A 21,868-nucleotide genomic window follows, 5' to 3' on the forward strand; every position below is an offset into this window, starting at 1 on the left:
GGATCGCTTCCGGTCAGTGGTGGGCGTCGTTCATGTCGCTGGAGCCCACATAGGCCTCCAGCACCTGCGGGTTCTTCGACACTTCCTCGTAGGGGCCTTCGGCCAGCACGCTGCCGCGCTGCAACACCGTGATGCGGTCGCACAGGTTGGCCACCACCGACAGGTTGTGCTCGACCATCAGGATGGTCCGGTTGGCCGAGACCTTGCGGATCAAGGCCACAACCCGCCCGATGTCCTCGTGGCCCATGCCCTGGGTGGGCTCGTCCAGCAGCATCATGGTGGGCTCGAGGGCCAGGGTGGTGGCGATCTCGAGAGCGCGCTTGCGGCCATAAGGCATCTCGGCGGTGACGGTGTCGGCAAAGCTGCCCAGGTCTACCGATTCGAGCAGCTCCATGGCCCGGTCGTTGAGCACGTCGAGGCTTTTTTCGGAGCGCCAGAAATGGAACTCGGTGCCGAGCTTCTTCTGCAGGCCGATGCGAACGTTTTCCATCACCGTGAGGTGGGGGAAGGTGGCCGAGATCTGGAATGAGCGCACCAGGCCGCGGCGGGCGGTGACGGCCGGGGCTTCGCGGGTGATGTCGCGGCCGTCAAAGGTGATGCTCCCGCGGGTGGGGGGCAGAAACTTGGTGAGCAGGTTGAAGACCGTGGTCTTGCCGGCGCCGTTGGGGCCGATCAGGGCATGGATGTGGCCGCGGCGGACTTTGAGATCCACGTTGGAGACAGCCGCAAAGCCCTTGAATTCCTTGGTCAGACCGGCGGTTTCGAGAATGAAATCGCTCATGGGACTTCCCGGGTGGGGCGAAATCAGTATTTCGCCGGAGTGGAGTTGCGGACGGGCCGACGTTGCAGGGCAGCTTGCCGCTGGCGGGCTGCAAGGTGGCGCGCCATGGCGATGGCGAGGCCTGACGTGAGGATTGCGGCCAGGATGGTCAGTGCAGTCATGGCAAGGTCTCCGTTGTTTTCTTATGGCATCAAGACTAGGGCCGGAGCGTGTCTACACCGTTGCTCAAATGTAACGAATGGTGCGCCTGCGTCCCGGGCTGAAAGCCTTATGCCTGCTGTGTTTGTGCCTTCATTAAGGGGCTTTCCCCTCCCCGCGGCCAATGGGGGAATACCCGAACTGACGCGGGCGTAAAGCGCTTGTGGCGAGCGGGTGTGCATCGAGTCGCAGCAGTAGCAGTCTGAGGAGCTAGAATGGAAGGCTGGCAGTAAATCCATATGTTTGCAGACGGAGTCCCCCGAGATGCCCCAGTATCGTTCCCGCACTTCCACCGCCGGTCGCAACATGGCCGGCGCCCGCGCCCTGTGGCGCGCCACCGGCATGAAGGATGGCGATTTCGAAAAGCCGATCATTGCCGTGGTGAACAGCTTTACCCAGTTCGTGCCGGGTCATGTGCACCTCAAGGATCTGGGGCAGCTGGTCGCGCGGGAGATCGAAAAGGCCGGTGGCGTGGCCAAGGAGTTCAACACCATCGCCGTCGATGACGGCATCGCCATGGGCCATGGCGGCATGCTCTACAGCCTGCCCAGCCGCGACCTGATCGCCGACAGCGTGGAGTACATGTGCAACGCCCACACGGCCGACGCCATGGTCTGCATCTCCAACTGCGACAAGATCACCCCGGGCATGTTGATGGCCGCCCTGCGCCTCAACATTCCGGCGATCTTCGTGTCCGGCGGCCCGATGGAGGCCGGCAAGGTCAAGTGGGAGGCCAAGGTGATCTCCCTCGACCTGGTGGACGCCATGGTCAAGGCCGCCGACAGCAGCTGTTCGGATGAAGAGGTGGATGCCATCGAGCGTTCCGCCTGTCCGACCTGCGGTTCCTGTTCCGGCATGTTCACCGCCAACTCCATGAACTGCCTGACCGAGGCCCTGGGCCTGTCCCTGCCGGGCAACGGTACGGTGTTGGCTACCCATGCCGACCGCGAGCAGCTCTTCCTGCGCGCCGGCCGCACCATCGTGGACATGGCCCGCCGCTATTACGAGAAGGACGATGAGTCCGTGCTGCCGCGCGCCATCGCCAGCTTCAAGGCCTTCGAGAACGCCATCAGCCTGGATGTGGCCATGGGCGGCTCCACCAACACCGTGCTCCACCTGCTGGCCGCGGCCAAGGAAGCCAGCGTCGATTTCACCATGAAGGACATCGATCGCATTTCGCGCCAGGTGCCGTGCCTGTGCAAGGTGGCACCGGCGGTGGCCGACGTGCACATCGAAGACGTGCATCGTGCCGGCGGCATCATGGCCATCCTCGGTGAGCTCAACCGCGCCGGCCTGCTGCACACCGACCTGCCCACCGTTCACACCAAGACCATGGCCGAGGCCCTGGCCAGCTGGGACGTGATGCAGGCCCACGACAGCGGCGTGTTCAACTTCTACAAGGCGGCGCCGGGCGGTGTGCCCACCCAGGTGGCCTTCAGCCAGGATCGTCGCTGGAACGAGCTCGATCTGGACCGCAGCAAGGGCGTGATCCGCGACAAGGCCAATGCCTTCAGCCAGGACGGTGGTCTTGCCGTGCTTTACGGCAACATCGCCGAAAAGGGCTGCATCGTGAAGACCGCCGGTGTCGATGAGTCGATCTGGACGTTCACCGGCCGGGCCCGTGTCTTCGAGAGCCAGGAGGATGCCGTGGCCGGTATCCTGGCCGACCAGATCGTGGCGGGCGACGTGGTGGTGATCCGCTACGAAGGCCCGAAGGGCGGCCCGGGCATGCAGGAAATGCTCTACCCGACCAGCTATCTGAAGTCCAAGGGTCTGGGCAAGAGCTGCGCCCTGCTTACCGACGGGCGCTTCTCCGGCGGCACCTCTGGCCTGTCCATCGGTCATGCCTCGCCCGAGGCCGGCTGTGGTGGCGCCATCGGCCTGGTGGAAGAGGGCGATGTGATCGAGATCGACATCCCGAATCGGCGCATCCATCTGGCTGTCGCTGACACCGAGCTGGCCCGTCGTCGTGTGGCCCAGGATGCCCGTGGCTGGAAGCCGGCCAACCGGGTGCGTCATGTGTCGGCGGCCCTGCAGGCCTATGCCGCACTCACCACCAGCGCCGACACCGGTGCCGTGCGTGATGTGACCCAGGTTCAGCGCTGAGCTGCAGCCCCGGCAGGTAAAGCAAAAGCCCGGCTCAGGCCGGGCTTTTGCGTTGACGTCGTGCCGCGGGCCAGGCTTGCGCCTAGAGCTTCTTCTCCATGAACAAGGCCTGCCCCATGGCCGGATCGAGCTGATAGGCCTCGAAGCCGAAGCCCGCGTATGCCTTGCGGGCACCGCTGTTGCCCTCCAGGACTTCCAGGGTCAGCTTGCAGCAGCCACGCGCCAGGGCGGCCTGCTCGGCGTGGGCCAGCAGGGCCCGGGCGATGCCCCGGCGACGGAAGTCCTCATGCACGATGATGTCGTGAATGTTGAGCAGAGGTTTGCCGGCGAAGGTCGAGAAGCCTTCCACGCAGTTGATCAGCCCCGCGGCCCGGCCGTTTTGGTAGGCCAGAAAGCTCAACACCGTGGGGCGCTGGCGCAGCTCGGCCGGCAGGCGCATGCGCAGCTCCGGGGGCATGGGCTTGCCGGTGCCGCTGGGGCTGCGCATGTAGTGGTCGAGCAGATCGAGAAAGTCGTCCGTGCAGGCCGGGTCGTCGAAATCCACCGGCTGGATGCGGGGAGCGTGCATGGGGCGCTACGCCTCAGTGGATCTGGGACAAGGTGTAGATGAAACCGGCGGTGATGAAGGTCAGCACCAGGACGACGGTTCCACCTGCAGCCAGGATCGGGGTGTAGCTCACGATGGCAAAGTGCCTGCCGCATTTGCGGCAGCGGAAGTACTCGGTGAAGTTGATGCCGGCAAAGCGGTGGGGATGCATGCGCGAGGGGCGGACATCCACGCTCTTGCAGTGGATGCAGTACGGATTGGAGGTCCGGGCAAAGGCAAAGCGCCGTGCCGGCCGACGCTTGGTCTGGTCGCTCCCGAAGCGCCGGGTGGGCTTCGATTCCACAGGGGCGGGCATCTCGCTGTCGGGGCCGGTGGCATCTGCGTCGGACTTCGTCAGCTGGCGGTTGATCTGCCCGCGGCGGAGCAGGAAGAAGGCGAAGCCGCCCGAGATGAAGGCTACGAAGATGGCCAGCCCGAAGGTGACATAGGGCCCGACCACGCTCCAGACCGACGCAAGGCTGGGGGCCGCGGAGGCCTGGGCGGTGTTCTGCGGGGTGGTGGTGGCAGCCTTGGCAGGCTCGGCGCCGGCGGCACCCTTGAGCTCCTTGAGCTTCTCGTGGCCGTTCCAGGCCGCATCGGCCGGTGACATGCCGGCCCGGGCGAGCAGGACCGCGTCGTCGAACACGAAGCCGGCTTCCCACCAGGCCAGCCGGTCGCTGGGGGAGAAGCCCTCGCGTTTCCACTGGCTCGGGTCGGACTGGTCCAGCTCGGACATCAGGCTGCGGCTGGTCTTGGCGGAGTCGAGCCACTCCCGCGCCTCGTCGGGGTCGAAGCCCTTGTCCGACCACGTCCGGGCGACAAGGGGAGTGAAGCCGGCGCGCTTCCAGTTGACGGCTTCGTTGGGTGTGAGGTTGTAGGCCTGCCAGTCCCGCGCTTCCAGCGGGGTCATGCCGGTGTTCTCCCAGCGGGTGATCTTGGGAGGGGTTGGCAGGGCAGACTCTCCCGCAGGGGTGTCGGCCTGGGAGGACGCCTGCGCGGGGGCACCGGGGGGCGTTTGTGCGATGGCCGGTGTCGCAAACAGGGCGAAGGCCGAAACGGCGGTCAAGAGTACTTTCATGGTCTCGGCACCATAAAGGAGTGTGCTTTCAAAGGTGTAGCGGAAAGTTTTCGATGATGCGACAAAAGTCATATTGTCGCTGCCTTTTCAGAGGGTTCAAGACAGAGAGATGACACATTTCATATGTTTTCCGCATGGCGCGGGCATGGGGCGATCCAGCCCCTGCCATCGTGGCGGCTGCGGGCCCTGAGACTGCGGCTGACAGTCCGTCGCAAATCGTCCGGGGAAAAGCGTATCGTGGGGCCGCCGATCGGTAGCGCTGTTCGGCAAGCGGGGGGAGGATGAATGCACGAGATGTCGCTGGCGGAGGGTGTCCGCCAGATCATTGAAGACGCGGCCCGGCGCCAGGGTTTCGGACGGGTCCGGACGGTGGTGCTGGAGATTGGCCAGCTGGCTGCTGTCGAACCCGACAGCCTGCGTTTCTGTTTCGACCTGGTGATGAAAGGGGGGCCGGCCGAAGGCGCGGTGCTGCAGATCGACCGGGTTCCGGGGCGGGGCTGGTGTGCGCAGTGCGATGCCCACGTGGACATCGCCGAGTTGTACGATCCCTGCCCCCGCTGTGGTGGCTATCGGGTGCAGGTGACCGGTGGCACGGAGATGCGGGTGAAGGAACTGGAAATCGAGTGAAGGTGTTGTGTCATGTGCAATGTGTGCGGCTGCGGGGCCGGAGAAACCCGTATCGATGGGCAGGACCCGCCCGGTGGAGACCCGGTGGGCGAGGAGCGGCCCGGGGGCTGGCGTGAGACCCGCGGGCATGACGCGCTTCACTATGGCCGCGGCCCGGCGGGGGCTGAGGCGCCGGGGATGAGTCAGACGCGGATGCTCAGCATCGAACAGCGCATCCTCGCCCGAAACGATGCCCTGGCGGACGAGAACCGGCGCTGGCTCGCCGGGCGAGGCATCCTGGCCCTGAACCTGGTTTCCAGCCCCGGAGCGGGCAAGACCACGCTGCTGGTCCGTACCATCGAGGCCCTCCAGACCCGCGTGCCGGTGAGCGTGGTCGAGGGGGATCAGCAGACCAGCTTTGACGCCGAACGCATCCGGGCCACCGGCGCACCGGCCGTGCAGATCAATACGGGCAAGGGCTGCCATCTGGATGCCCTGATGGTCGGCCAGGCCCTGAGCCGGCTGGCGCCGCCTGCCGACAGTGTGTTGCTGATCGAGAATGTGGGCAATCTGGTGTGCCCGGCAGCCTTTGATTTGGGCGAGCGGGCCAAGGTCGTGGTGCTGTCGGTGACCGAGGGTGACGACAAACCGCTCAAGTATCCGGACATGTTTGCCGCTGCCAGTCTGATGCTGATCAACAAGACCGACCTCCTTCCCTACGTGGATTTCAACGTGGATAAAGCCATTGATTTTGCCTTGCGGGTCAATCCCGCCCTGGCCGTGATTTCTGTTTCTGCCACCACGGGTGCGGGCTTCGATGCCTGGCTCGGCTGGGTGGATGCGCAGCTCGATGAGGCCCGGGCCGCTGCCCGTCGGCCGGTGGGCCTCACTCTGGACGGGGAGTCGTAAGCGCATGCTGATGTTCGTCGATCCAAGCCGTGTCGCCCGTCGCCTGCGTGTCCGGGGTGTGGTGCAGGGGGTGGGCTTCCGGCCCTTCGTGTATCGCTTTGCCACCACCCTCGGCCTGGTGGGCTGGGTGCGCAATGATGGTGGTGGCGTGGAGATCGAGATTCAGGGCAGTGAGCCCGTGCTCGATGCCTTTACCCAGTGTCTGGCCACCGAGGCGCCGCCCCTGGCCCGGGTCGACTCGATCGAGCCAGAGGTCATCCCTCCCGATCTGTCGCGCAAGGATTTTGTGATCCTGCCCAGCGTCGAAGGCGCGGTGGCCACCTCCATCGGCCCCGACGTGGCGGTGTGCCCATCCTGCCTGGGCGAGCTGTTCGACCCGGATGATCGGCGCTGGCGCTATCCCTTCATCAACTGCACCCATTGCGGTCCGCGCTACACCATCACCCGCACGCTGCCCTACGACCGTGCCCGCACCAGCATGGCCGGGTTTCAGCAATGCCCTGGCTGCGAGGCCGAGTATCGTCACCCGGGGGACCGGCGCTTCCATGCCGAGCCCAATGCCTGCCCGGCCTGCGGGCCGCAGCTGAGCCTGTTTGAACCCCACGGTGTGCGTGCCCTGGCGCGTGACCCCATCGCCGAGACCGTGCGTCGGCTGAAGCTCGGCGAGATCGTGGCGATCAAGGGCCTGGGGGGCTTTCACCTGGCCTGTGACGCATCGCAGGCGCAGAGCGTGGTTCGCCTGCGCGTGCGCAAGCAGCGTCCCCACAAGCCCCTGGCCCTGATGTGCGCGAATGTGGCGAGTGCGGCGCAGTGGGCGAGGGTGTCTGCCGCCGAGGCGGCCAGCCTGACAAGCCCCGAGCGGCCGATCGTCCTGCTCGGCAAGCAGCCCTCCCTGGATGCGACGTTGCCCGGCGTGGCCCCCGGCCTCGACGAGGTCGGTGTGATGCTGCCCTATACGCCGCTCCATTACCTGCTCTTCCACGAGGCCGCGGGCCGCCCCGCCGGCACCGCCTGGCTGGACGAGGCGCAGCCCTTGGTGCTGGTGATGACCAGTGCCAACCCCTACGGCGAGCCCCTGGTACAGGGCAACGACGAAGCCTTCGAAAGGCTGGGCGAGATTGCCGATGTGCTGCTCATGCACGACCGGGACATCGTGGTGCGCTGTGACGATTCGGTGCTGCGCCTGCGCCCCGACCTGCCCGCTGGTGCGGTGGAAGGGGCGGGCGGGGGCGTCCAGTTTCAGCGTCGGGCGCGGGGCTTCACCCCCCTCTCCCTGCCTTTGCCTGATGACGGGCCGGCGGTGCTGGCCTTCGGCGCCCATTTCAAGGCTACCCTGTGCCTGACCCGCGGGCGGGAGGCTTTCCTGTCCCAGCATATCGGCGGGCTCGACAATCCCGCCGCGTGCTTCGCCCTTGACGAGGCTGCCGAGCATCTCCAGACCATCCTCTCCGTGCGTCCGGCCGCGCTGGCCCACGACGCCCACCCGGACTACTACTCCACCCGCGCCGCCCTTGCCCTGGCGGACCGGCTGGCGATTCCGGCCATTCCGGTTCAGCACCATCATGCGCACATAGCGGCCGTGTGTGCCGAGCATGGCCTCGACGAGCCCGTCCTCGGCCTGGCCGCCGATGGGGTAGGGCTCGGCACCGACGGCATGCCCTGGGGCGGCGAGCTGTTGTACGTGGAGGGGGCGGCCTTCCGGCGCCTGGGGCACCTGAGCCCCTTGCCCTTGCCGGGTGGTGACCGGGCCGCCCGCGAGCCCTGGCGCATGGCCTGTGGCGTGCTCCACGCCCTGGGCCGTGGCGACGAGGCCATCACGCGGTTTGCCGCCCGGCCGAATGTGGAGCAGGTGCTCGGCATGCTGCTGCGGGGCACCCGCTGCCCGCCCACCACCAGCCTCGGGCGCTGGTTCGATGCTGCCGCCGGCCTGCTGGGGGTGTGCGAGGACATGACTTACGAGGGGCAGGCGGGGATGCTGCTGGAGACCCTGGCCTGCCGCTTCGGCGCCAGCCTGGCCCTGCCGGGTGGTTATCACATCGACACTCGGGCCGACACGGGCCTGTCCGTGCTCAATCTCTACCCCCTGCTCATGAAACTCGTCGATGAGGATGACGGGGCGCGGGGTGCCGCCCATTTCCATGCCACCCTGATCGAAGCGCTGACCCAGTGGGTGAGCGACGCGGCCCACGCCACCGGTATCCGCAGCGTGGTGCTGGCGGGGGGCTGCCTGCACAACCGCCTGCTGTCGGCGGGGCTGCGTCATCGCCTGCAGGTCCGGGGGCTGGCGGTCTTCGAAGCCCAGCATGTTCCACCCGGTGACGGGGGGCTCGCCCTGGGTCAGGCCTGGGTGGCCCGGGCCAGCCTGCGTCAGGGTGTGATCTGAACAACGGAGGCGGAAACCATGTGTCTTGCCATCCCTGCGCGCGTGGTCGAACTCCTGTCCGATGGCCAGGCTCTGGTGGATCTGGGTGGTGTGCGCAAGGCGGTTTCCCTCGCCCTCGTGGACGCTGTCTGCTGTGGTGATTACGTGATCGTGCATGTGGGCTTTGCCCTGGCCAGGCTCGACCCGGAGGAGGCGGCCCAGACGCTGGCGTTGATGCATGAAGCCGGCGTTGCCGGTGGTGACGAGCAAGGCCCGCCGTGAAGTACGTGGATGAGTTCCGCGACGGCAGACTGGCGCGGGGGCTGGGGGCGGCCATCGCCCGCGAACTGCAGCCCGGTCGGCGCTATGCGTTCATGGAGTTCTGCGGCGGCCACACCCACGCCATCTCGCGCTACGGGGTGGCCGATCTGCTGCCGGCCGGCGTCCGCATGGTGCATGGCCCCGGCTGCCCCGTATGCGTGCTACCCATCGGCCGTATCGATCAGGCCATCAGCCTCGCCCTGGATCATGGGGCGACGGTGTGCACCTACGCCGACACCCTGCGTGTCCCGGCCTCGGGTGGACGCTCCATGCTGCGGGCCCGGGCTGAAGGGGCGGACATCCGGATGGTGTATTCCGCCACCGATGCGTTGGCCCTGGCATGCCGGGAGCCGGCCCGCCAGGTGGTGTTCTTTGCCATTGGCTTTGAAACGACCACGCCCCCCACGGCGGTGGTGATCCGCGAGGCGGCCCGTCTGGGCCTGCAGAACTTCAGTGTGCTGTGCTGCCACGTGCTCACTCCGGCGGCGATCAGCGCGATCCTGGCTTCACCTTCGGTGAGCGCGCCGGAGGCCGTGCCGCTGGACGGATTCGTCGGCCCGGCCCACGTCAGCACTGTCATCGGCAGCCGCCCCTACGCCGGCTTCGCTGCGGCCTTTCGCAAGCCGGTGGTGATTGCCGGCTTCGAGCCTCTGGATGTGATGCAGGCCATCCTCATGCTGGTGCGTCAGGTAAATGAGGGGCGGGCCGAGGTGGAGAACCAGTTCACCCGCGCAGTCACCGCAAGCGGCAATCTCAAGGCTCAGGCCCTGGTGGCCGAGGTGCTGGCGGTGCGGGAGTCCTTTGAATGGCGGGGCCTGGGAGTGCTGCCGGCCTCCGCCCTCCGGCTGGCCGATGCTTATGCCTCACTGGATGCGGAGCAGCGCTTTGGCTTGCCTTACCGGGCGGTGCCAGACAACCCGGCCTGCGAATGCGGCGCCATCCTGCGGGGTTTCAGGACGCCCCGGGAGTGCAAGCTGTTCGGCACCGCCTGCACGCCGGAGAGCCCGATGGGCTCGTGCATGGTGTCGTCCGAGGGGGCCTGTGCGGCGCACTACACCTACGGGCGCTTCCGCGACCGCCCGATTGTTGCTGAGTGATGGAGCGCTCCGCGCAAGTGCTTGTATCAAAAGGGGACAGTCCCGTTCGGGTGAGGTTTTGGGTGGGGTTATGGAAATCCCGTAGAGGGGGGCAACCTCTGCTTTCTGCTGCCGATAAGCGCCCATGGGCCCGCTTCGAGGCCCGCAAGGAGACAACGGAGTGAACCTCTTCAAAAGCCTGCGCGGCACCCCTGCACCGGGTGTCGTCGTGCTGCAGTGTCGGGCGTCCGACGTGGCGGCAACCCTCGCCGCCACCTCTCTGTCGCCCACTTTCATCAGCGGCTACGTTTCGCCCCATGTGGACATCGACCCGATCGCCCGAGCTGTCACGGCGCGCTTTCCGGGCGTGCCGGTGATGCTCTGCTCCACGGCCGGTGAGCTGTGTGGCGACAACGAGAGTCTGTATTGCCGCACCGGCGACAGCTGGGACCGGGTGGTGATCCAGTGCTTCGACGCAAGCCTGGTGGCCCGCGCCCAGGTCATTGCGGTGCCCTTGGGCAGCGAGGATCTGCGCCGCCGGCACAGCGAGCTTCCGGTCCGGGAGCGGGTTGCCCGGATTGCCCGCAGCATCCAGGCCGCCCGGGTGGACATGGACATCGACTACCGGGACACGCTGGCCTATGTGCTCTTCGATGGCCTGTCCGCCTCCGAGTCCTTCTTCATGGAGGCCCTTTATGACTCGGGGCGCTTCCCCTGCCTGTTCGTGGGTGGGTCGGCCGGCGGCAAGTTCGATTTCAAGAACACGTGGATTCACGACGGCAGCCGCCGCCTTGAGAACCACGCGTTGATCGCTTTCCTGAAGATGCCCAAGGGGGTGCGCTTCGGCGTCCTGAAGAGCCAGAACTTCGTGCCCGACGGCCCGCACTTTCCGGTCATCGGCGCATCGTTGGAGCAGCGTCACGTCAGCCAGGTGATCGATGCGGAAGGGCGCATCGTGCCCTTCGTCGAGGCCTTGTGCGCGCATTTTCGCTGTGCCCCGAGAGATCTTGAGGGCAAGCTGGCTGACTATTCGTTCGCGATCCAGGTGGGCAAGGAGATCTTCGTCCGCTCTGTTGTGAACGTCGATCTGTCGGCAGGGCGGGTTAACTTCTACTGCGACATTTCGCCTGGCGAGGAGCTGTTGCTGGTGCGCCGTACCGGCCTGGTGCAGAGCACGGAGCAGGACTTCCGTGCCTTCATGGCGGGCAAACCCGGGGTGCCGGTGGCCGGCATCCTGAATGACTGCATCCTGCGTCGCCTTTACAATGACAAGGAACTGTCGAAGGTCGGCTCGGCCCTGCCCTGCAAGCAGCTGGCGGGCTTCTCGACCTTTGGCGAAATCCTCGGCCTCAATCTCAACCAGACCCTGACGGCGGTGTTCTTCTTCCGGGTGCCGGAGGGCACGCCCTTCCGCGACGACTACGTGGACAATTTCGTTGCCCACTACGGTGAGTTCAAGGCCTTCTTCCTGCGCCGCCAGAGCGCCAAACTGGCCGGCCTGTCACGGGTCATCGTCAAGCAGATCACCGACTACCAGTCCCAGGCCTTCGACAGTCAGCTTGATCCCTCCAGCTTCGACGACAACATCGCCCTGGTGGTGCATGGCCTGAACAGCCTGGGCCAGACCCTTCGGGAGTCCCACGACATCCGTGACGACACCGCCCGGCAGCTGGAATCCTGCGCCGGCGATCTGTATGCCTCCGTGGGCAACCTCACCGGACATATCCAGGAGCAGGGAAACGTGGTGCATGCGGCCAGCGATACCGTTGCCGAGCTGACCCGGCAGGCTGCCGATGCGGCTGACAGCGCCCGCAAGCTGGCCGATGCGAGCGGACGCATCCAGGGGGTGGTGGAGGTGATCCAGCAGATCGCCGACCAGACCAACCTGCTGGCCCTCAACGCCGCCATCGAGGCTGCCCGGGCCGGCGAGGCAGGCCGCGGCTTTGCCGTGGTGGCCGACGAGGTTCGCAAGCTGGCCGAGAAGTCGCGCATGAGTGCGGGCGAGATCGGTGCCGACATCTCGACCCTGGCCAGCGAGATCGGGCGGGTGGCAGGAGAGATCGAGCGTCAGGCCGGGGATGTGTCCAACCTGTCCGGGCTGTTGTCCGACATCGAGGCCTTCAGCGGCAAGACCGCGGGCACGGCCGACCACACCAAGTCGGTGGCAGACACCCTCAAGAACCTCACCGGCAACCAACGGGTTCTCGCCTGATGGGCGTGGGGCGCAGTATGCTCCGGCGATGAAGAAGCCCTATCTCCGCCCCCTCGACCTGCGCCACGGCTGCGTGGATCTCTCCCACGGGGGCGGTGGTCGGGCGATGGCCCAGCTCATCGCCGAGCTCTTTGGCTGCGCCTTCGACAACCCCTGGTTGCGCCGGGGCGACGATGGGGCCGTGCTGCCCGCGCCAGCTCCCGGCGAGCGCCTGGTCCTGGCGACCGATGCCCACGTGGTGTCTCCACTGTTTTTTCCGGGAGGAGACATCGGCAGCCTGTCGGTACACGGCACGCTCAACGATCTGGCCGTGATGGGGGCCCGCCCCCTTTACCTGGCGGCGAGCTTCATCCTCGAAGAGGGCTTTCCCCTTGCCGATCTGCAGCGCATCGTCGCCAGCATGGCCGCCGCAGCCCGTGGAGCCGGCGTGCCGGTAGTGACGGGAGACACCAAGGTGGTGGAGCGAGGCAAGGGCGATGGGGTCTTCATCACCACCACGGGGCTGGGGGCGGTTGCCGCGGGGCGGGATCTCTCCGGTGCGAATGCCTGCCCGGGGGATGCCGTCATCGTGTCGGGTACGCTGGGGGATCACGGCATGGCGATCATGGCCCTGCGGGAGAGCCTGGCCCTCGAGTCCGACATCGTTTCCGACAGCGCAGCCCTGCACGGCCTGGCGGCGCTGGCCCTGGAGGCGGCCCCGGGCCTGCGGTTGTTGCGTGACCCCACCCGGGGCGGGCTGGCGGCGACCCTCAACGAGATTGCCCAGCAGTCCGGTGTGGGCATGGTCCTGGACGAGGCAGCGATTCCCGTTGCGCCCCAGGTGGCGGCTGCCTGCGAATTCCTTGGGCTTGATCCGCTTCATCTCGCCAATGAGGGCAAACTGGTGGCGGTGTGCCCGGCCACGGAGGCCGCGGGCCTGGTGGCCGCCCTGCGCACCCATCCCCTGGGCCTGCAGGCGGCCTGTATCGGCGAGGTGATCGCCGATGCGCATCGTTTCGTGCAGATGAAGACCGTGCTGGGCGGGCGCCGGATGGTGGACTGGCTGGCTGGCGAGCAACTCCCGCGGATCTGCTGACCCCCACCGGTTCCGGCACGGATCGGTGGCACTTACTGCCGTCCGCCGAAACGGTTTTCCTGGCCCCGTCCGCCGTCGCCACCATGGCCCCGCTGGTTATCCATGCCCGGCGGGGGGCGGAAGCGCGAGTTGGGTTCGCCGGGAGGGCGGGGGGCTTCCATGCGCGGAGCTTCCTGTCGTGGCGCATTCTGCTGACCCCAGCCTCCCGGGGTCGGTTGGGGGGCTGCCCGGGGCGGAGCAATGGGGGACGAATTGGGTGGCGGCTCCTGCCTGGGGGCGCGCTCCCGCTCCTGGCGAGGTGGAGCATGGCGGTAGTCGTCCCGCGGGCCGTCGCGACGCCTGTCGTCCTGCCAGTGATGTTCGCGTTCGTGGTCCCGGCCCGGGTTCCAGCCGGGTTGCCAGCCGGGTGCAGGCACCGGATGGGGGGCGAAGCGAGGCGGCGGCGGGCGGTACAGGGCCGGCGGAGGAGGGGCGTGGCGCCAGTTGTGGCGCTCGCCGTACCAGGGGCGATCCCGGTAGTGATGGCCCCAGTAGTCTCCAATGATGAAGCTGATCAAGGGGATGCCGAAGGACGGACCGTACTGGATGATCGGCAGGGGCTCGCCAGCCCAGGAGAAGCTGAGCGCGCCGCTCCAGGCCCAGCCCCGAAAGCCGTCCGGGGTCACCAGATCGCACCACTGGTAGCCCTGCAGGCAGCCCACCACGTCGATCTCCATGCCGGGCGGCAGTACCGCGATCTGCGGGTAGTCCGGCCCTGGCCCGGCGTGCAGGCGGATGGGCTCGGTGATGTAGGCCGGGCGGGCGTCGGCCACTGCAGGCAGCAGAGCCGCGGCTATGGCCAGGATGCGGAGCAGGGTGGGGAGTGGCATGGTGGGTTGTCCGGGAGGGACGTGGTCCTGACTAGGGTGGCGTATGGGGGATCAACGCGCCGGACTGGATGCAGGACCGACATAGGACTGTAAGCGCAGATTTCGTCCTGCGGGCAAGCCTGTCAGCGCCCCCTGTGCCGGTCAAGTTGCCTTCCTGTTCGCCGTTGAAGGGGGCAAGTCCCTGATCCACTAGGAGTCCACCATGAAAATCGCAGCCGCCAGCATGGACCTTGCCGCCACCCATAGGGCCAGCAGCACGGTCGACGTGGAGGAGCGCCTGAGGGCGTGGATCGGGCCGCGCCCCGGATCATCGGAGGCGCTTCCACCCAGCCGGGCTGTCGTGGTGTCCGATGCGGCCCGGCAGGCCCTTGATCTGGACAAGGCAGCCCCGGTTGCTCCGGCTTCGACGGATGAAGTGGAGGTGGATCCGCAGCTTGAGCTTTTGCGTTCCATCGTCGAGATGCTTACCGGGCGGCGTATCCAGTTGATGTCCGCATCCGAGATGAATCCCGATCAGTTGGCGGCGGAAGCCGCCCGGTCGGCCGAGGCCGCCACCGCGCAGGAGCCGGAATTCGGCGTCGAGTACGATCGCACCGAGACCCGTACCCACAGCGAGGAAACCCGGTTTGCCGCCGAAGGGACGATCCGTACCACCGATGGTCGCGAGATCGGCTTCAGTGTCTCGCTGTCCATGTCGCGCAGCGAGACGGAAACCCGTCAGCTGAGTCTGCGGGCCGGTAATGCGGTGAGCAAGGATCCGCTGGTGGTCAACTTCTCGGGGAGCGCAGCCAGCCTGAGCAGCCAGCGTTTCAGTTTCGATCTGATGGGCGACGGCAATGAGGTGGCGATGCCCTTGCTGCAGCGGGGCAGTGGCTTTCTGGTGCTTGATGCACGGGAAGGGGCAGGGGTGACGTCGGGCCGGCAATTGTTCGGGCCGGCCAGCGGTGACGGCTTTGCCGATCTGGCCCGGCATGACAGCGATGCCAACGGCTGGATCGACGAGGCGGATCCGGTGTTCTCACGCCTCGGGGTGTGGACCCCGGACGCCCAGGGCGGCGGTGAGGTGATGAGTCTGGGTGAAGCCCGGATCGGCGCGCTCTACCTCGGACGGGTGGCCACGCCCTTCACGCTCAAGGAGGGGGGCGAGGATCTCGGCGCGGTGCGCAGCTCCGGCGTCTACGCCCGTGAGGACGGTAGTGTGGGGACCTTGCAGCAGGTCGATCTGAAGGTCTGAGCCGCCTCCGGGCGGGTGGCGTTCAGGCCGGGGGCAGGGTCTTGTCCCGGAAGCCGGCCGGCACACTTGCCGGGCGCCGGGCCTCGTAATTGAAGAAGATGATGCCAGTCTTGCCCCGCGCCACTTCACGGCCACTGGCCTTGTCGCTGGCGCGCCACACCAGGTCGCAACCGTATTTGTTGAACTCCGCCGGTGCCATCTCGAACACCAGGGTTTCGCCGTGGAAGGCTTCGGACTTGTACTGCAGTGCCGCGTCGGCAACGACGATGCCGACACCCTCCACATTCAGTTCGGTGTAGCCCAGGTGCTTGAGGAAGCGTACCCGGGCTTCCGACACCAGGCCGACCAGAGCTGCGTTGTCCAGGTGGTGGCCGTAGTTGATGTGGCTGATGTAGATCGGGATCTCGGTGGCAAAGACGAAGTGTTGGGGCAGGTCGATCAATACGCGGGCCATGGTGTTTCTGGAAGGGGTGGTTTGGGGAGTGGAGGGATTATCGCAGCCCGCCGCCATCCGGCGGCGGTCAATTGCACCTGGCGCGCCCGGCGGGCAGAATGGCCCGAACGTCCTGACCGTGGAGCCGCCGTGGAGCGATTCACCATTTCCCTTGATGAAGAACTGGCCCGGGAGTTTGATGCCCTGATCGCCACCCGGGGTTACTCGAACCGCTCCGAGGCTGTACGCGACATCCTGCGTGCCCAGATCGAAGCCAGCCGCCTGGCGCGGGAGGATGCGCCGCACTGCATCGCCAATCTGTCCTACGTCTACAACCACCATGAGCGGGAACTGGCCGAGCGTGTGACGCACGCCCAGCACGAGCACCATGACCTGTGTGTGGCCACCCTGCACGCTCATCTGGATCACGACAACTGCATGGAGAGTGTGATCCTCAGGGGGCCGACCGCAGCCATCCGTGCATTTGCCGAGGCGCTGATCGCCAAGCCTGGGGTACGGCATGGTGCGCTCAACCTGGTGACGGCGGATTACCGCAGCCTGCCCCATGTTCACGCCCCCGGCGGAGTGGTTGGCGCCGGGGAGGGGCACACTCACCCCCACGGGCATTACCGTCCCCGGAGCTGAAACAGGCCCCTCTGACAGGAGGCTGCCGGTGTGGCACGATTGTCGTATGAACTAAACTATTAAGTTCATAACTTTGTGCGGGTGCCGGTCATGCACGATCTCCCTTCCGATGGTCTCGCCCTTGTCCTGCTGGTGTTTGTGCTGGGGCTGAAGCATGGTTTCGATGCGGACCACCTCGCCACGATTGATGGTTTGACGCGTTACAACGCGCTGGTCCGGCCGCGTCTGGCGCGCTTCTGCGGCAGTCTGTTCTCTCTCGGGCATGGTGCGGTGGTGGTGGCCATCGCCGTTGGAGCGAGCCTGCTGTCCCGGGGGTGGGCGGCACCCGAATGGCTGGAGAGCTCCGGGGCGTGGATCTCCATCACCTTTCTGATTCTTCTCGGCATGCTCAATCTGCGTGCGGTGTATGCCGCCGGGCCGCTCGAAATGGTGCATCCGGTGGGGCTCAAGGGGCGCTGGGTGGCCCGCTGTGGGCGGGTCAATCACCCTGGTGGGGTGGCGCTGGTGGGGGCCTTGTTTGCGTTTTCCTTTGATACCGTCAGCCAGGCGGCATTGTTTGCGATGGCGGGCGTTCAGGCGGGCGGCTGGCTGCCGGCGGCGGGGCTGGGGCTGGTCTTCATGGCCGGCATGTTGCTGGCGGACGGAGCCAACGGGCTATGGATTGCCCGGTTGATTGCGCGGGCCGATGCCACGGCGCGGATCGCCTCCCGGGTAATGGCCCTGGCGGTGGCGGGCATCAGCCTGCTGGTGGCGGCTTGGAGCCTGGCGCGGATGCTGGCTCCGGCCCTGGATGCCTGGGGGGAGGGCAAGGCGCTGCTCTTTGGCGGGGGCGTGATGGCGGTGATCTTTTTCAGCTTCCTGCTCGGTCAGCGGCTCGCCCGTGCCCCTCAGCCGGCCGTGGATGTGTCGGGCTGAAGCATGGCACCGGATGCCGCGGATGGGCGGTTCGTGTCCACCGAGTGCGGACAATTCTGTACGATTCGCATCCTTGACCACGCTTAAGGCTGTTTGCCCTCCGGGGCGGAAAATTCGCGCTGTCGGTCCGTAATCCAGATCTGTCCGACTCACCCGGAAGCGTCCCCATCCCCCAAGAGTCCGCATTGAAATCCCAGAGTCCGTCGGCTGTCGAGGCCCATTTCCAATTGTCAGAGACCCGCACGCAGGGGCGAGTCTCGGGTCTGGGCGCCTGATGACGGACAGGGGCTTGATCTACGCAGTGGTGGTGTCCATCGTGGCCCACGGGCTGGTGCTGGGCTTCGGTGGCGGGTTTCACGGGCAGCACGTCGAGGCGCCGCGTGTCCTGGAGGCCCGTTTGGCGCCGGATCCGCCCCCCGCGCAAGCACCCGAACCGCCTCGCCCACAGCCGGTCAAGTCCCCGGCGCCGGCGGCGCCACCGCGGCAGGCCAGCGCCCGGCCTCCCCAGGCGCAGCCCCATGCCGCCCCGGTGCCGCAGTTGCTGACTAGCTCGCGCCCGGATGCAACGGCTCCAGCCGTGTCTGCCCCGACTTCTGCCGCGCCGGTGCCTGTGGTTGCGACTACGGCGGTGGCGGCGCCGGCCGCGGTTTCTGCGAGTGCAGGAGCGTCAGCGGCGCCGTCGGCCAATGCAGGGGCGGCGGCCTATTCGCCCCCCGGTTTCGGCGCCAGCTATCTGCACAACCCCAAACCGGCCTATCCGATAATGGCGCGACGGCGGGGGCTGGAAGGGGTGGTGCGCCTCGATGTCCGGGTTTCCGCGGAAGGTATTCCCATTGCGGTGAAGATCCGTGAAAGCTCAGGGCACGAATCCCTTGATGATGCTGCCCTGACGGCCGTCTGGCACTGGCGATTCTCCCCGGCCCGGCGTGGTGGCGAGTCGGTCGAGGGCGCAGTCGTGGTGCCCGTCCGTTTCAATCTCGAAGGCGACCCTGCCGGCTAACCGGCGACGCCCAATCTGACTTTACGCGGAGCATTCATGTCCCTGCATCTCTGGCTGGGTTTCCTGGCCGCAGCCCTGGTGGTTGCCATTTCTCCCGGCCCTGGCGCGGTGCTGAGCATGAGCGTGGGGCTGCGCCATGGCTACTGGCATGCGCTGGCGGGCATTGCCGGGTTGCAGACAGCGTTGCTGCTGCAACTGGCCTTGGTGGCAACTGGCCTGGGGGCCTTGCTGGCTGCCTCGGAAACCGCCTTCCTGGTGGTGAAGCTCGCCGGTGCGGGCTATCTGGTGTGGCTCGGCATCCGGAAATGGCGGGCCCGGGTGGAAGAGGGCGCCGCCGCCGCCCTCGGGTCCGATGTGCCGGAGGGCTTCTATCGTCAGGGCATCCTGGTCAATCTTGGAAATCCGAAGGCCATCGTCTTCATTGCGGCGCTCGTGCCCCAGTTCATCGACCCGTCAAGGCCGCAACTGCCTCAGTTCCTGGTCATTGCCGCAACCATGTGCAGTGTCGATACGCTGGTGATGTCCTGCTATGCCCTTCTGGCCAGCCGCTTTCGCGGTCTGAGCAGCAGCCCCAGAGCGGCGTTGCTCCAGAACCGCATTTTCGGCGGGCTGTTCGTCAGTGCCGGCCTCCTCCTGGCGGGAAGTTCGCGGCACTGATCAGCTGGCGCTGCCGGAATCCGCGGCGAGCGCACTCAGGGTGGCTTCATCCAGCGCCATCTCCTCCTCGACCATTTCAGCCCAGTCGATCCAGTCGGGAGATACACCATCCCGCAGCCGGCGGCCGACGGCGAGCAGCATGGCAATCCGTCTGGGGATGTCGTCGAGGCGACCGGCGCCGCGAGGGTCGTGGTGGGCGCGGATGGCCTCGCAGACATCGACGGGCAGCTTCCAGTTGCGGGCGACCAGATAGCTCGCCGCCGCGTGATCCGTCCCGCTGAGCGCGTCCAGGGCGCGGGCGCCAGCCTCCAGTGCTGGGCCCTGGGCACGAAGCACGTGGCCGTGCTCCGGGCTGCGCTTGAGAATCACCGCAAGCCCGGCATCCTGCATCAGCGCAGCGAGATAGGCCACATCCGCAACGCCCTTGAACGATGTCTGGCGGCTGGCTGCATAAGTCAGTTCGGCAGCCCTGGCGCTGGCTGACCACAAGGACTCGACCACCGCGGGGTCCAGTCCTGCGCACTGGCTGCGCAGCGCCGTGCTCGCCGCCGTTGCCATGGTGCGGGTCCGGCCAAGCATCGTGATGGCCTCCAGCGCCGAGCGGGGAGTGCTGCGAGGGCGGAAAACCGGAGAGTTCGCAACCCGCAGCAGGGCGCCGGTGATGGCGGGATTCTGACTGACGGCCGCAGCCAGTTCCCGGGGGCCGGCGTTCTCGTCAGCCGCCGCCGACTGAAGGCGCAGGAAGCCCGGCCCCGGGGCCGGCAGTACGACACCACTGGCCAGTACCGCTTCGATGAGTACGTCCTTGCTCATGTTTCCTTGCCTTTGTGCGCCGGCGCCTCGGCTTCAGCGCCATTACAGCACAAGCCAGGAAAAAATTTGGAAATAGCGTTTGACAGTGGTTGGGTGGGTGCCTATAATGCGCGCTTCTCGCTTGGAGGGGTTCCCGAGCGGTCAAAGGGATCAGACTGTAAATCTGACGGCACTGCCTTCGAAGGTTCGAATCCTTCCCCCTCCACCAACGGTTTTATGCTGTTGCTCCATGTTTGTGTTTAGGCATGAAGTGGTGATTGTGAGTCGTGCGTTGTAAAGCGGGTGTAGCTCAATGGTAGAGCAGAAGCCTTCCAAGCTTATGACGAGGGTTCGATTCCCTTCACCCGCTCCAGGTTGAGTGTGTGGAAGCTCATGTAGCTCAGTGGCAGAGCACTCCCTTGGTAAGGGAGAGGTCGGCAGTTCAATCCTGCCCATGAGCACCATCCTTCCGGGTGCTTCGGTCTTAATTGGTTTCCGATTTCCTGATTTTTTTGCGGGGTTGATGATATGGCTAAGGAAAAATTCGAGCGGAAAAAGCCGCACGTAAACGTTGGCACGATTGGTCACGTTGACCATGGCAAGACCACGCTGACGGCTGCGATCACGACCGTTCTGTCGCGCAAGTTCGGCGGCGAGGCCAAGGCCTACGACCAGATCGATGCGGCGCCGGAAGAGAAGGCTCGCGGCATCACCATCAACACCGCTCACGTCGAGTACGAAACCGAAGGTCGTCACTACGCCCACGTGGACTGCCCGGGTCACGCCGACTACGTGAAGAACATGATTACCGGTGCTGCGCAGATGGACGGCGCGATCCTGGTGTGCTCGGCCGCTGACGGCCCGATGCCCCAGACCCGCGAGCACATCCTGCTGGCCCGTCAGGTTGGCGTTCCGTTCATCATCGTCTATCTGAACAAGTGCGACATGGTTGACGACGAAGAGCTGCTCGAGCTGGTCGAAATGGAAGTGCGCGAGCTCCTCTCCAAGTACGACTTCCCGGGCGACGACGTGCCCATCATCAAGGGTTCCGCCCTGAAGGCGCTGGAAGGCGATCAGTCCGATATCGGCGAGCCCTCCATCTTCCGCCTGGCTGATGCGCTGGATTCCTACATCCCGACCCCTGAGCGCGCCATTGACCTGCCCTTCCTGCTGCCGATCGAAGACGTGTTCTCGATCTCCGGCCGTGGCACCGTGGTGACCGGCCGTGTCGAACGCGGCATCGTGAAGGTTGGCGAAGAAATCGAGATCGTCGGCATCAAGGCCACCGTCAAGACCACCTGTACCGGCGTCGAAATGTTCCGCAAGCTGCTGGACCAGGGTCAGGCTGGTGACAACGTTGGCGTGCTGCTGCGTGGCACCAAGCGTGAAGACGTCGAGCGCGGCCAAGTGCTGTGCAAGCCGGGCTCCATCAAGCCGCACACCCACTTCACTGGTGAAGTGTACGTGCTGTCGAAGGAAGAAGGCGGCCGTCACACCCCGTTCTTCAACAACTACCGTCCCCAGTTCTACTTCCGTACCACGGACGTGACGGGCTCCATCTCCCTGCCGGAAGGCACCGAGATGGTGATGCCGGGTGACAACATCTCCATGACCGTGAAGCTGATTGCTCCGATCGCCATGGAAGAAGGTCTGCGCTTCGCCATCCGTGAAGGCGGTCGTACCGTCGGCGCCGGCGTCGTTGCCAAGGTTATCGAGTAAATTTTAGTGGGTGCGGCGCATGGTGTGCCGCACTGTCTGCTCTTTGGAAGAAAAAATGCAAAACCAGAAAATCCGTATCCGTCTCAAGGCCTTTGATTACAAGCTGATCGATCAGTCTGCTCTTGAGATCGTGGATACCGCGAAGCGCACTGGTGCAGTTGTCCGCGGTCCTGTGCCGCTGCCGACCCGTATCGAGCGTTTCGATCTGCTGCGGTCCCCGCACGTCAACAAGACTTCCCGCGACCAGTTCGAGATTCGCACGCATCTGCGTCTGATGGACATCGTTGATCCGAC

General features: G+C 66.1%; 22 protein-coding genes and 3 tRNA genes. 18 read left to right on the plus strand and 7 right to left on the minus strand.

Annotation, left to right across the window (positions count from 1 at the left end; translation table 11 throughout):
* Positions 1-13: 13 nt before the first annotated feature.
* On the minus strand, positions 14-781 hold the full coding sequence (locus L6Q67_RS15245) for an ABC transporter ATP-binding protein (RefSeq protein ID WP_296571032.1): 768 nt from the start codon (positions 779-781) through the stop codon (positions 14-16).
* Between the two features lie 23 nt (positions 782-804).
* Entirely contained in the window at positions 805-942 is a 138-nt protein-coding gene (locus tag L6Q67_RS15250; RefSeq protein WP_296571037.1) for a hypothetical protein, read from the minus strand.
* Positions 943-1,243: 301 nt separating this feature from the next.
* On the opposite strand from L6Q67_RS15250, the gene ilvD reads away from it, so the two are divergent.
* Entirely contained in the window at positions 1,244-3,085 is a 1,842-nt protein-coding gene (ilvD, locus tag L6Q67_RS15255; RefSeq protein ID WP_296571039.1) for a dihydroxy-acid dehydratase, read from the plus strand.
* 82 nt (positions 3,086-3,167) lie between these two features.
* Here ilvD and L6Q67_RS15260 read toward each other — a convergent pair whose 3' ends face one another.
* Positions 3,168-3,653: a GNAT family N-acetyltransferase gene (locus tag L6Q67_RS15260; RefSeq protein ID WP_296571041.1), complete on the minus strand. Its 486-nt coding sequence runs from the start codon at positions 3,651-3,653 to the stop codon at positions 3,168-3,170.
* Positions 3,654-3,666: 13 nt separating this feature from the next.
* Positions 3,667-4,749, minus strand: a complete 1,083-nt coding sequence (locus L6Q67_RS15265; RefSeq protein ID WP_296571051.1) for a hypothetical protein — start codon at positions 4,747-4,749, stop codon at positions 3,667-3,669.
* A 285-nt stretch (positions 4,750-5,034) separates the two neighbouring features.
* Between L6Q67_RS15265 and hypA the strand changes: the two genes are divergently transcribed.
* The 7 genes from hypA (at position 5,035) to hypE (ending at position 13,310) form a co-directional block, all read left to right on the plus strand.
* The gene (hypA, locus tag L6Q67_RS15270) at positions 5,035-5,376 is read left to right on the plus strand and encodes a hydrogenase maturation nickel metallochaperone HypA (protein ID WP_296571054.1); all 342 of its coding nucleotides are present in this window, start codon (positions 5,035-5,037) and stop codon (positions 5,374-5,376) included.
* A 12-nt stretch (positions 5,377-5,388) separates the two neighbouring features.
* Positions 5,389-6,264: a hydrogenase nickel incorporation protein HypB gene (gene hypB, locus L6Q67_RS15275; RefSeq protein ID WP_296571056.1), complete on the plus strand. Its 876-nt coding sequence runs from the start codon at positions 5,389-5,391 to the stop codon at positions 6,262-6,264.
* A gap of 4 nt (positions 6,265-6,268) precedes the next feature.
* Positions 6,269-8,647 (plus strand): carbamoyltransferase HypF, encoded by a 2,379-nt coding sequence (gene hypF, locus L6Q67_RS15280; protein ID WP_296571058.1) that lies wholly within the window; start codon positions 6,269-6,271, stop codon positions 8,645-8,647.
* Between the two features lie 18 nt (positions 8,648-8,665).
* Positions 8,666-8,908, plus strand: coding sequence for a HypC/HybG/HupF family hydrogenase formation chaperone (locus tag L6Q67_RS15285; RefSeq protein WP_296571059.1), 243 nt, complete (start codon positions 8,666-8,668; stop codon positions 8,906-8,908).
* Positions 8,905-10,044 carry a hydrogenase formation protein HypD gene (gene hypD / locus L6Q67_RS15290; RefSeq protein ID WP_296571063.1) on the plus strand — a complete coding sequence of 380 codons (1,140 nt, stop codon included), beginning with the start codon at positions 8,905-8,907 and terminating at the stop codon, positions 10,042-10,044. The genes L6Q67_RS15285 and hypD overlap by 4 nt, the downstream gene beginning before the upstream one ends.
* Before the next feature lie 160 nt (positions 10,045-10,204).
* On the plus strand, positions 10,205-12,235 hold the full coding sequence (locus L6Q67_RS15295) for a methyl-accepting chemotaxis protein (protein ID WP_296571066.1): 2,031 nt from the start codon (positions 10,205-10,207) through the stop codon (positions 12,233-12,235).
* A 28-nt stretch (positions 12,236-12,263) separates the two neighbouring features.
* Positions 12,264-13,310 (plus strand): hydrogenase expression/formation protein HypE, encoded by a 1,047-nt coding sequence (gene hypE, locus L6Q67_RS15300; protein ID WP_296571069.1) that lies wholly within the window; start codon positions 12,264-12,266, stop codon positions 13,308-13,310.
* A gap of 32 nt (positions 13,311-13,342) precedes the next feature.
* On the opposite strand, the gene L6Q67_RS15305 is transcribed toward hypE, so the two are convergent.
* Complete coding sequence (locus L6Q67_RS15305; protein WP_296571071.1) at positions 13,343-14,179, minus strand: SH3 domain-containing protein; 837 nt, start codon at positions 14,177-14,179, stop codon at positions 13,343-13,345.
* A gap of 202 nt (positions 14,180-14,381) precedes the next feature.
* Between L6Q67_RS15305 and L6Q67_RS15310 the strand changes: the two genes are divergently transcribed.
* Positions 14,382-15,413: a hypothetical protein gene (locus L6Q67_RS15310; RefSeq protein WP_296571073.1), complete on the plus strand. Its 1,032-nt coding sequence runs from the start codon at positions 14,382-14,384 to the stop codon at positions 15,411-15,413.
* Between the two features lie 22 nt (positions 15,414-15,435).
* On the opposite strand, the gene L6Q67_RS15315 is transcribed toward L6Q67_RS15310, so the two are convergent.
* Positions 15,436-15,867 carry a thioesterase family protein gene (locus L6Q67_RS15315; protein ID WP_296571076.1) on the minus strand — a complete coding sequence of 144 codons (432 nt, stop codon included), beginning with the start codon at positions 15,865-15,867 and terminating at the stop codon, positions 15,436-15,438.
* A 129-nt stretch (positions 15,868-15,996) separates the two neighbouring features.
* On the opposite strand from L6Q67_RS15315, the gene nikR reads away from it, so the two are divergent.
* The 4 genes from nikR to L6Q67_RS15335 all read left to right on the plus strand — a co-directional run bounded on the left by nikR (position 15,997) and on the right by L6Q67_RS15335 (position 19,063).
* Complete coding sequence (gene nikR / locus L6Q67_RS15320) at positions 15,997-16,491, plus strand: nickel-responsive transcriptional regulator NikR (RefSeq protein WP_296571078.1); 495 nt, start codon at positions 15,997-15,999, stop codon at positions 16,489-16,491.
* A gap of 90 nt (positions 16,492-16,581) precedes the next feature.
* The gene (locus L6Q67_RS15325) at positions 16,582-17,406 is read left to right on the plus strand and encodes a nickel transporter (protein WP_296571080.1); all 825 of its coding nucleotides are present in this window, start codon (positions 16,582-16,584) and stop codon (positions 17,404-17,406) included.
* A 289-nt stretch (positions 17,407-17,695) separates the two neighbouring features.
* A complete protein-coding gene (locus L6Q67_RS15330; RefSeq protein WP_296571084.1) occupies positions 17,696-18,406 on the plus strand; it encodes an energy transducer TonB in 711 nt (236 codons plus the stop codon).
* Between the two features lie 36 nt (positions 18,407-18,442).
* Complete coding sequence (locus tag L6Q67_RS15335; protein ID WP_296571085.1) at positions 18,443-19,063, plus strand: LysE family transporter; 621 nt, start codon at positions 18,443-18,445, stop codon at positions 19,061-19,063.
* Here the strand turns inward: L6Q67_RS15335 and L6Q67_RS15340 are convergent, their stop codons facing one another.
* Positions 19,064-19,876, minus strand: coding sequence for an HDOD domain-containing protein (locus L6Q67_RS15340; protein WP_296571089.1), 813 nt, complete (start codon positions 19,874-19,876; stop codon positions 19,064-19,066).
* Between the two features lie 123 nt (positions 19,877-19,999).
* On the opposite strand from L6Q67_RS15340, the gene L6Q67_RS15345 reads away from it, so the two are divergent.
* The 5 genes from L6Q67_RS15345 to rpsJ all read left to right on the plus strand — a co-directional run.
* A tRNA-Tyr gene (locus L6Q67_RS15345) sits at positions 20,000-20,084 on the plus strand.
* A 70-nt stretch (positions 20,085-20,154) separates the two neighbouring features.
* Positions 20,155-20,228: transfer RNA gene (locus tag L6Q67_RS15350), tRNA-Gly, on the plus strand.
* Between the two features lie 16 nt (positions 20,229-20,244).
* Positions 20,245-20,319, plus strand: a tRNA-Thr gene (locus tag L6Q67_RS15355).
* Between the two features lie 64 nt (positions 20,320-20,383).
* A complete protein-coding gene (gene tuf, locus L6Q67_RS15360; protein ID WP_296571092.1) occupies positions 20,384-21,574 on the plus strand; it encodes an elongation factor Tu in 1,191 nt (396 codons plus the stop codon).
* Positions 21,575-21,629: 55 nt separating this feature from the next.
* Positions 21,630-21,868: 30S ribosomal protein S10 (rpsJ, locus tag L6Q67_RS15365; protein WP_296571094.1), on the plus strand; the 239-nt coding region annotated here is incomplete at its 3' end.

Origin of the sequence: Zoogloea sp. (assembly GCF_023150065.1) — a bacterium.
Lineage (GTDB): Bacteria > Pseudomonadota > Gammaproteobacteria > Burkholderiales > Rhodocyclaceae > Zoogloea.

Excerpts from the sequence above, each read along its gene's own strand:
- L6Q67_RS15305 (WP_296571071.1), bottom strand. The coding sequence starts at position 14,179 with ATGCCACTCCCCACCCTGCTCCGCATCCTGGCCATAGCCGCGGCTCTG.
- L6Q67_RS15260 (WP_296571041.1), bottom strand. The coding sequence starts at position 3,653 with ATGCACGCTCCCCGCATCCAGCCGGTGGATTTCGACGACCCGGCCTGC.
- tuf (WP_296571092.1), top strand. The coding sequence starts at position 20,384 with ATGGCTAAGGAAAAATTCGAGCGGAAAAAGCCGCACGTAAACGTTGGC.
- hypF (WP_296571058.1), top strand. The coding sequence starts at position 6,269 with ATGCTGATGTTCGTCGATCCAAGCCGTGTCGCCCGTCGCCTGCGTGTC.
- L6Q67_RS15285 (WP_296571059.1), top strand. The coding sequence starts at position 8,666 with ATGTGTCTTGCCATCCCTGCGCGCGTGGTCGAACTCCTGTCCGATGGC.
- L6Q67_RS15265 (WP_296571051.1), bottom strand. The coding sequence starts at position 4,749 with ATGAAAGTACTCTTGACCGCCGTTTCGGCCTTCGCCCTGTTTGCGACA.
- hypB (WP_296571056.1), top strand. The coding sequence starts at position 5,389 with ATGTGCAATGTGTGCGGCTGCGGGGCCGGAGAAACCCGTATCGATGGG.
- L6Q67_RS15310 (WP_296571073.1), top strand. The coding sequence starts at position 14,382 with ATGAAAATCGCAGCCGCCAGCATGGACCTTGCCGCCACCCATAGGGCC.
- hypE (WP_296571069.1), top strand. The coding sequence starts at position 12,264 with ATGAAGAAGCCCTATCTCCGCCCCCTCGACCTGCGCCACGGCTGCGTG.
- L6Q67_RS15335 (WP_296571085.1), top strand. The coding sequence starts at position 18,443 with ATGTCCCTGCATCTCTGGCTGGGTTTCCTGGCCGCAGCCCTGGTGGTT.
- L6Q67_RS15245 (WP_296571032.1), bottom strand. The coding sequence starts at position 781 with ATGAGCGATTTCATTCTCGAAACCGCCGGTCTGACCAAGGAATTCAAG.
- ilvD (WP_296571039.1), top strand. The coding sequence starts at position 1,244 with ATGCCCCAGTATCGTTCCCGCACTTCCACCGCCGGTCGCAACATGGCC.
- L6Q67_RS15325 (WP_296571080.1), top strand. The coding sequence starts at position 16,582 with ATGCACGATCTCCCTTCCGATGGTCTCGCCCTTGTCCTGCTGGTGTTT.
- hypA (WP_296571054.1), top strand. The coding sequence starts at position 5,035 with ATGCACGAGATGTCGCTGGCGGAGGGTGTCCGCCAGATCATTGAAGAC.
- L6Q67_RS15340 (WP_296571089.1), bottom strand. The coding sequence starts at position 19,876 with ATGAGCAAGGACGTACTCATCGAAGCGGTACTGGCCAGTGGTGTCGTA.
- L6Q67_RS15250 (WP_296571037.1), bottom strand. The coding sequence starts at position 942 with ATGACTGCACTGACCATCCTGGCCGCAATCCTCACGTCAGGCCTCGCC.
- L6Q67_RS15315 (WP_296571076.1), bottom strand. The coding sequence starts at position 15,867 with ATGGCCCGCGTATTGATCGACCTGCCCCAACACTTCGTCTTTGCCACC.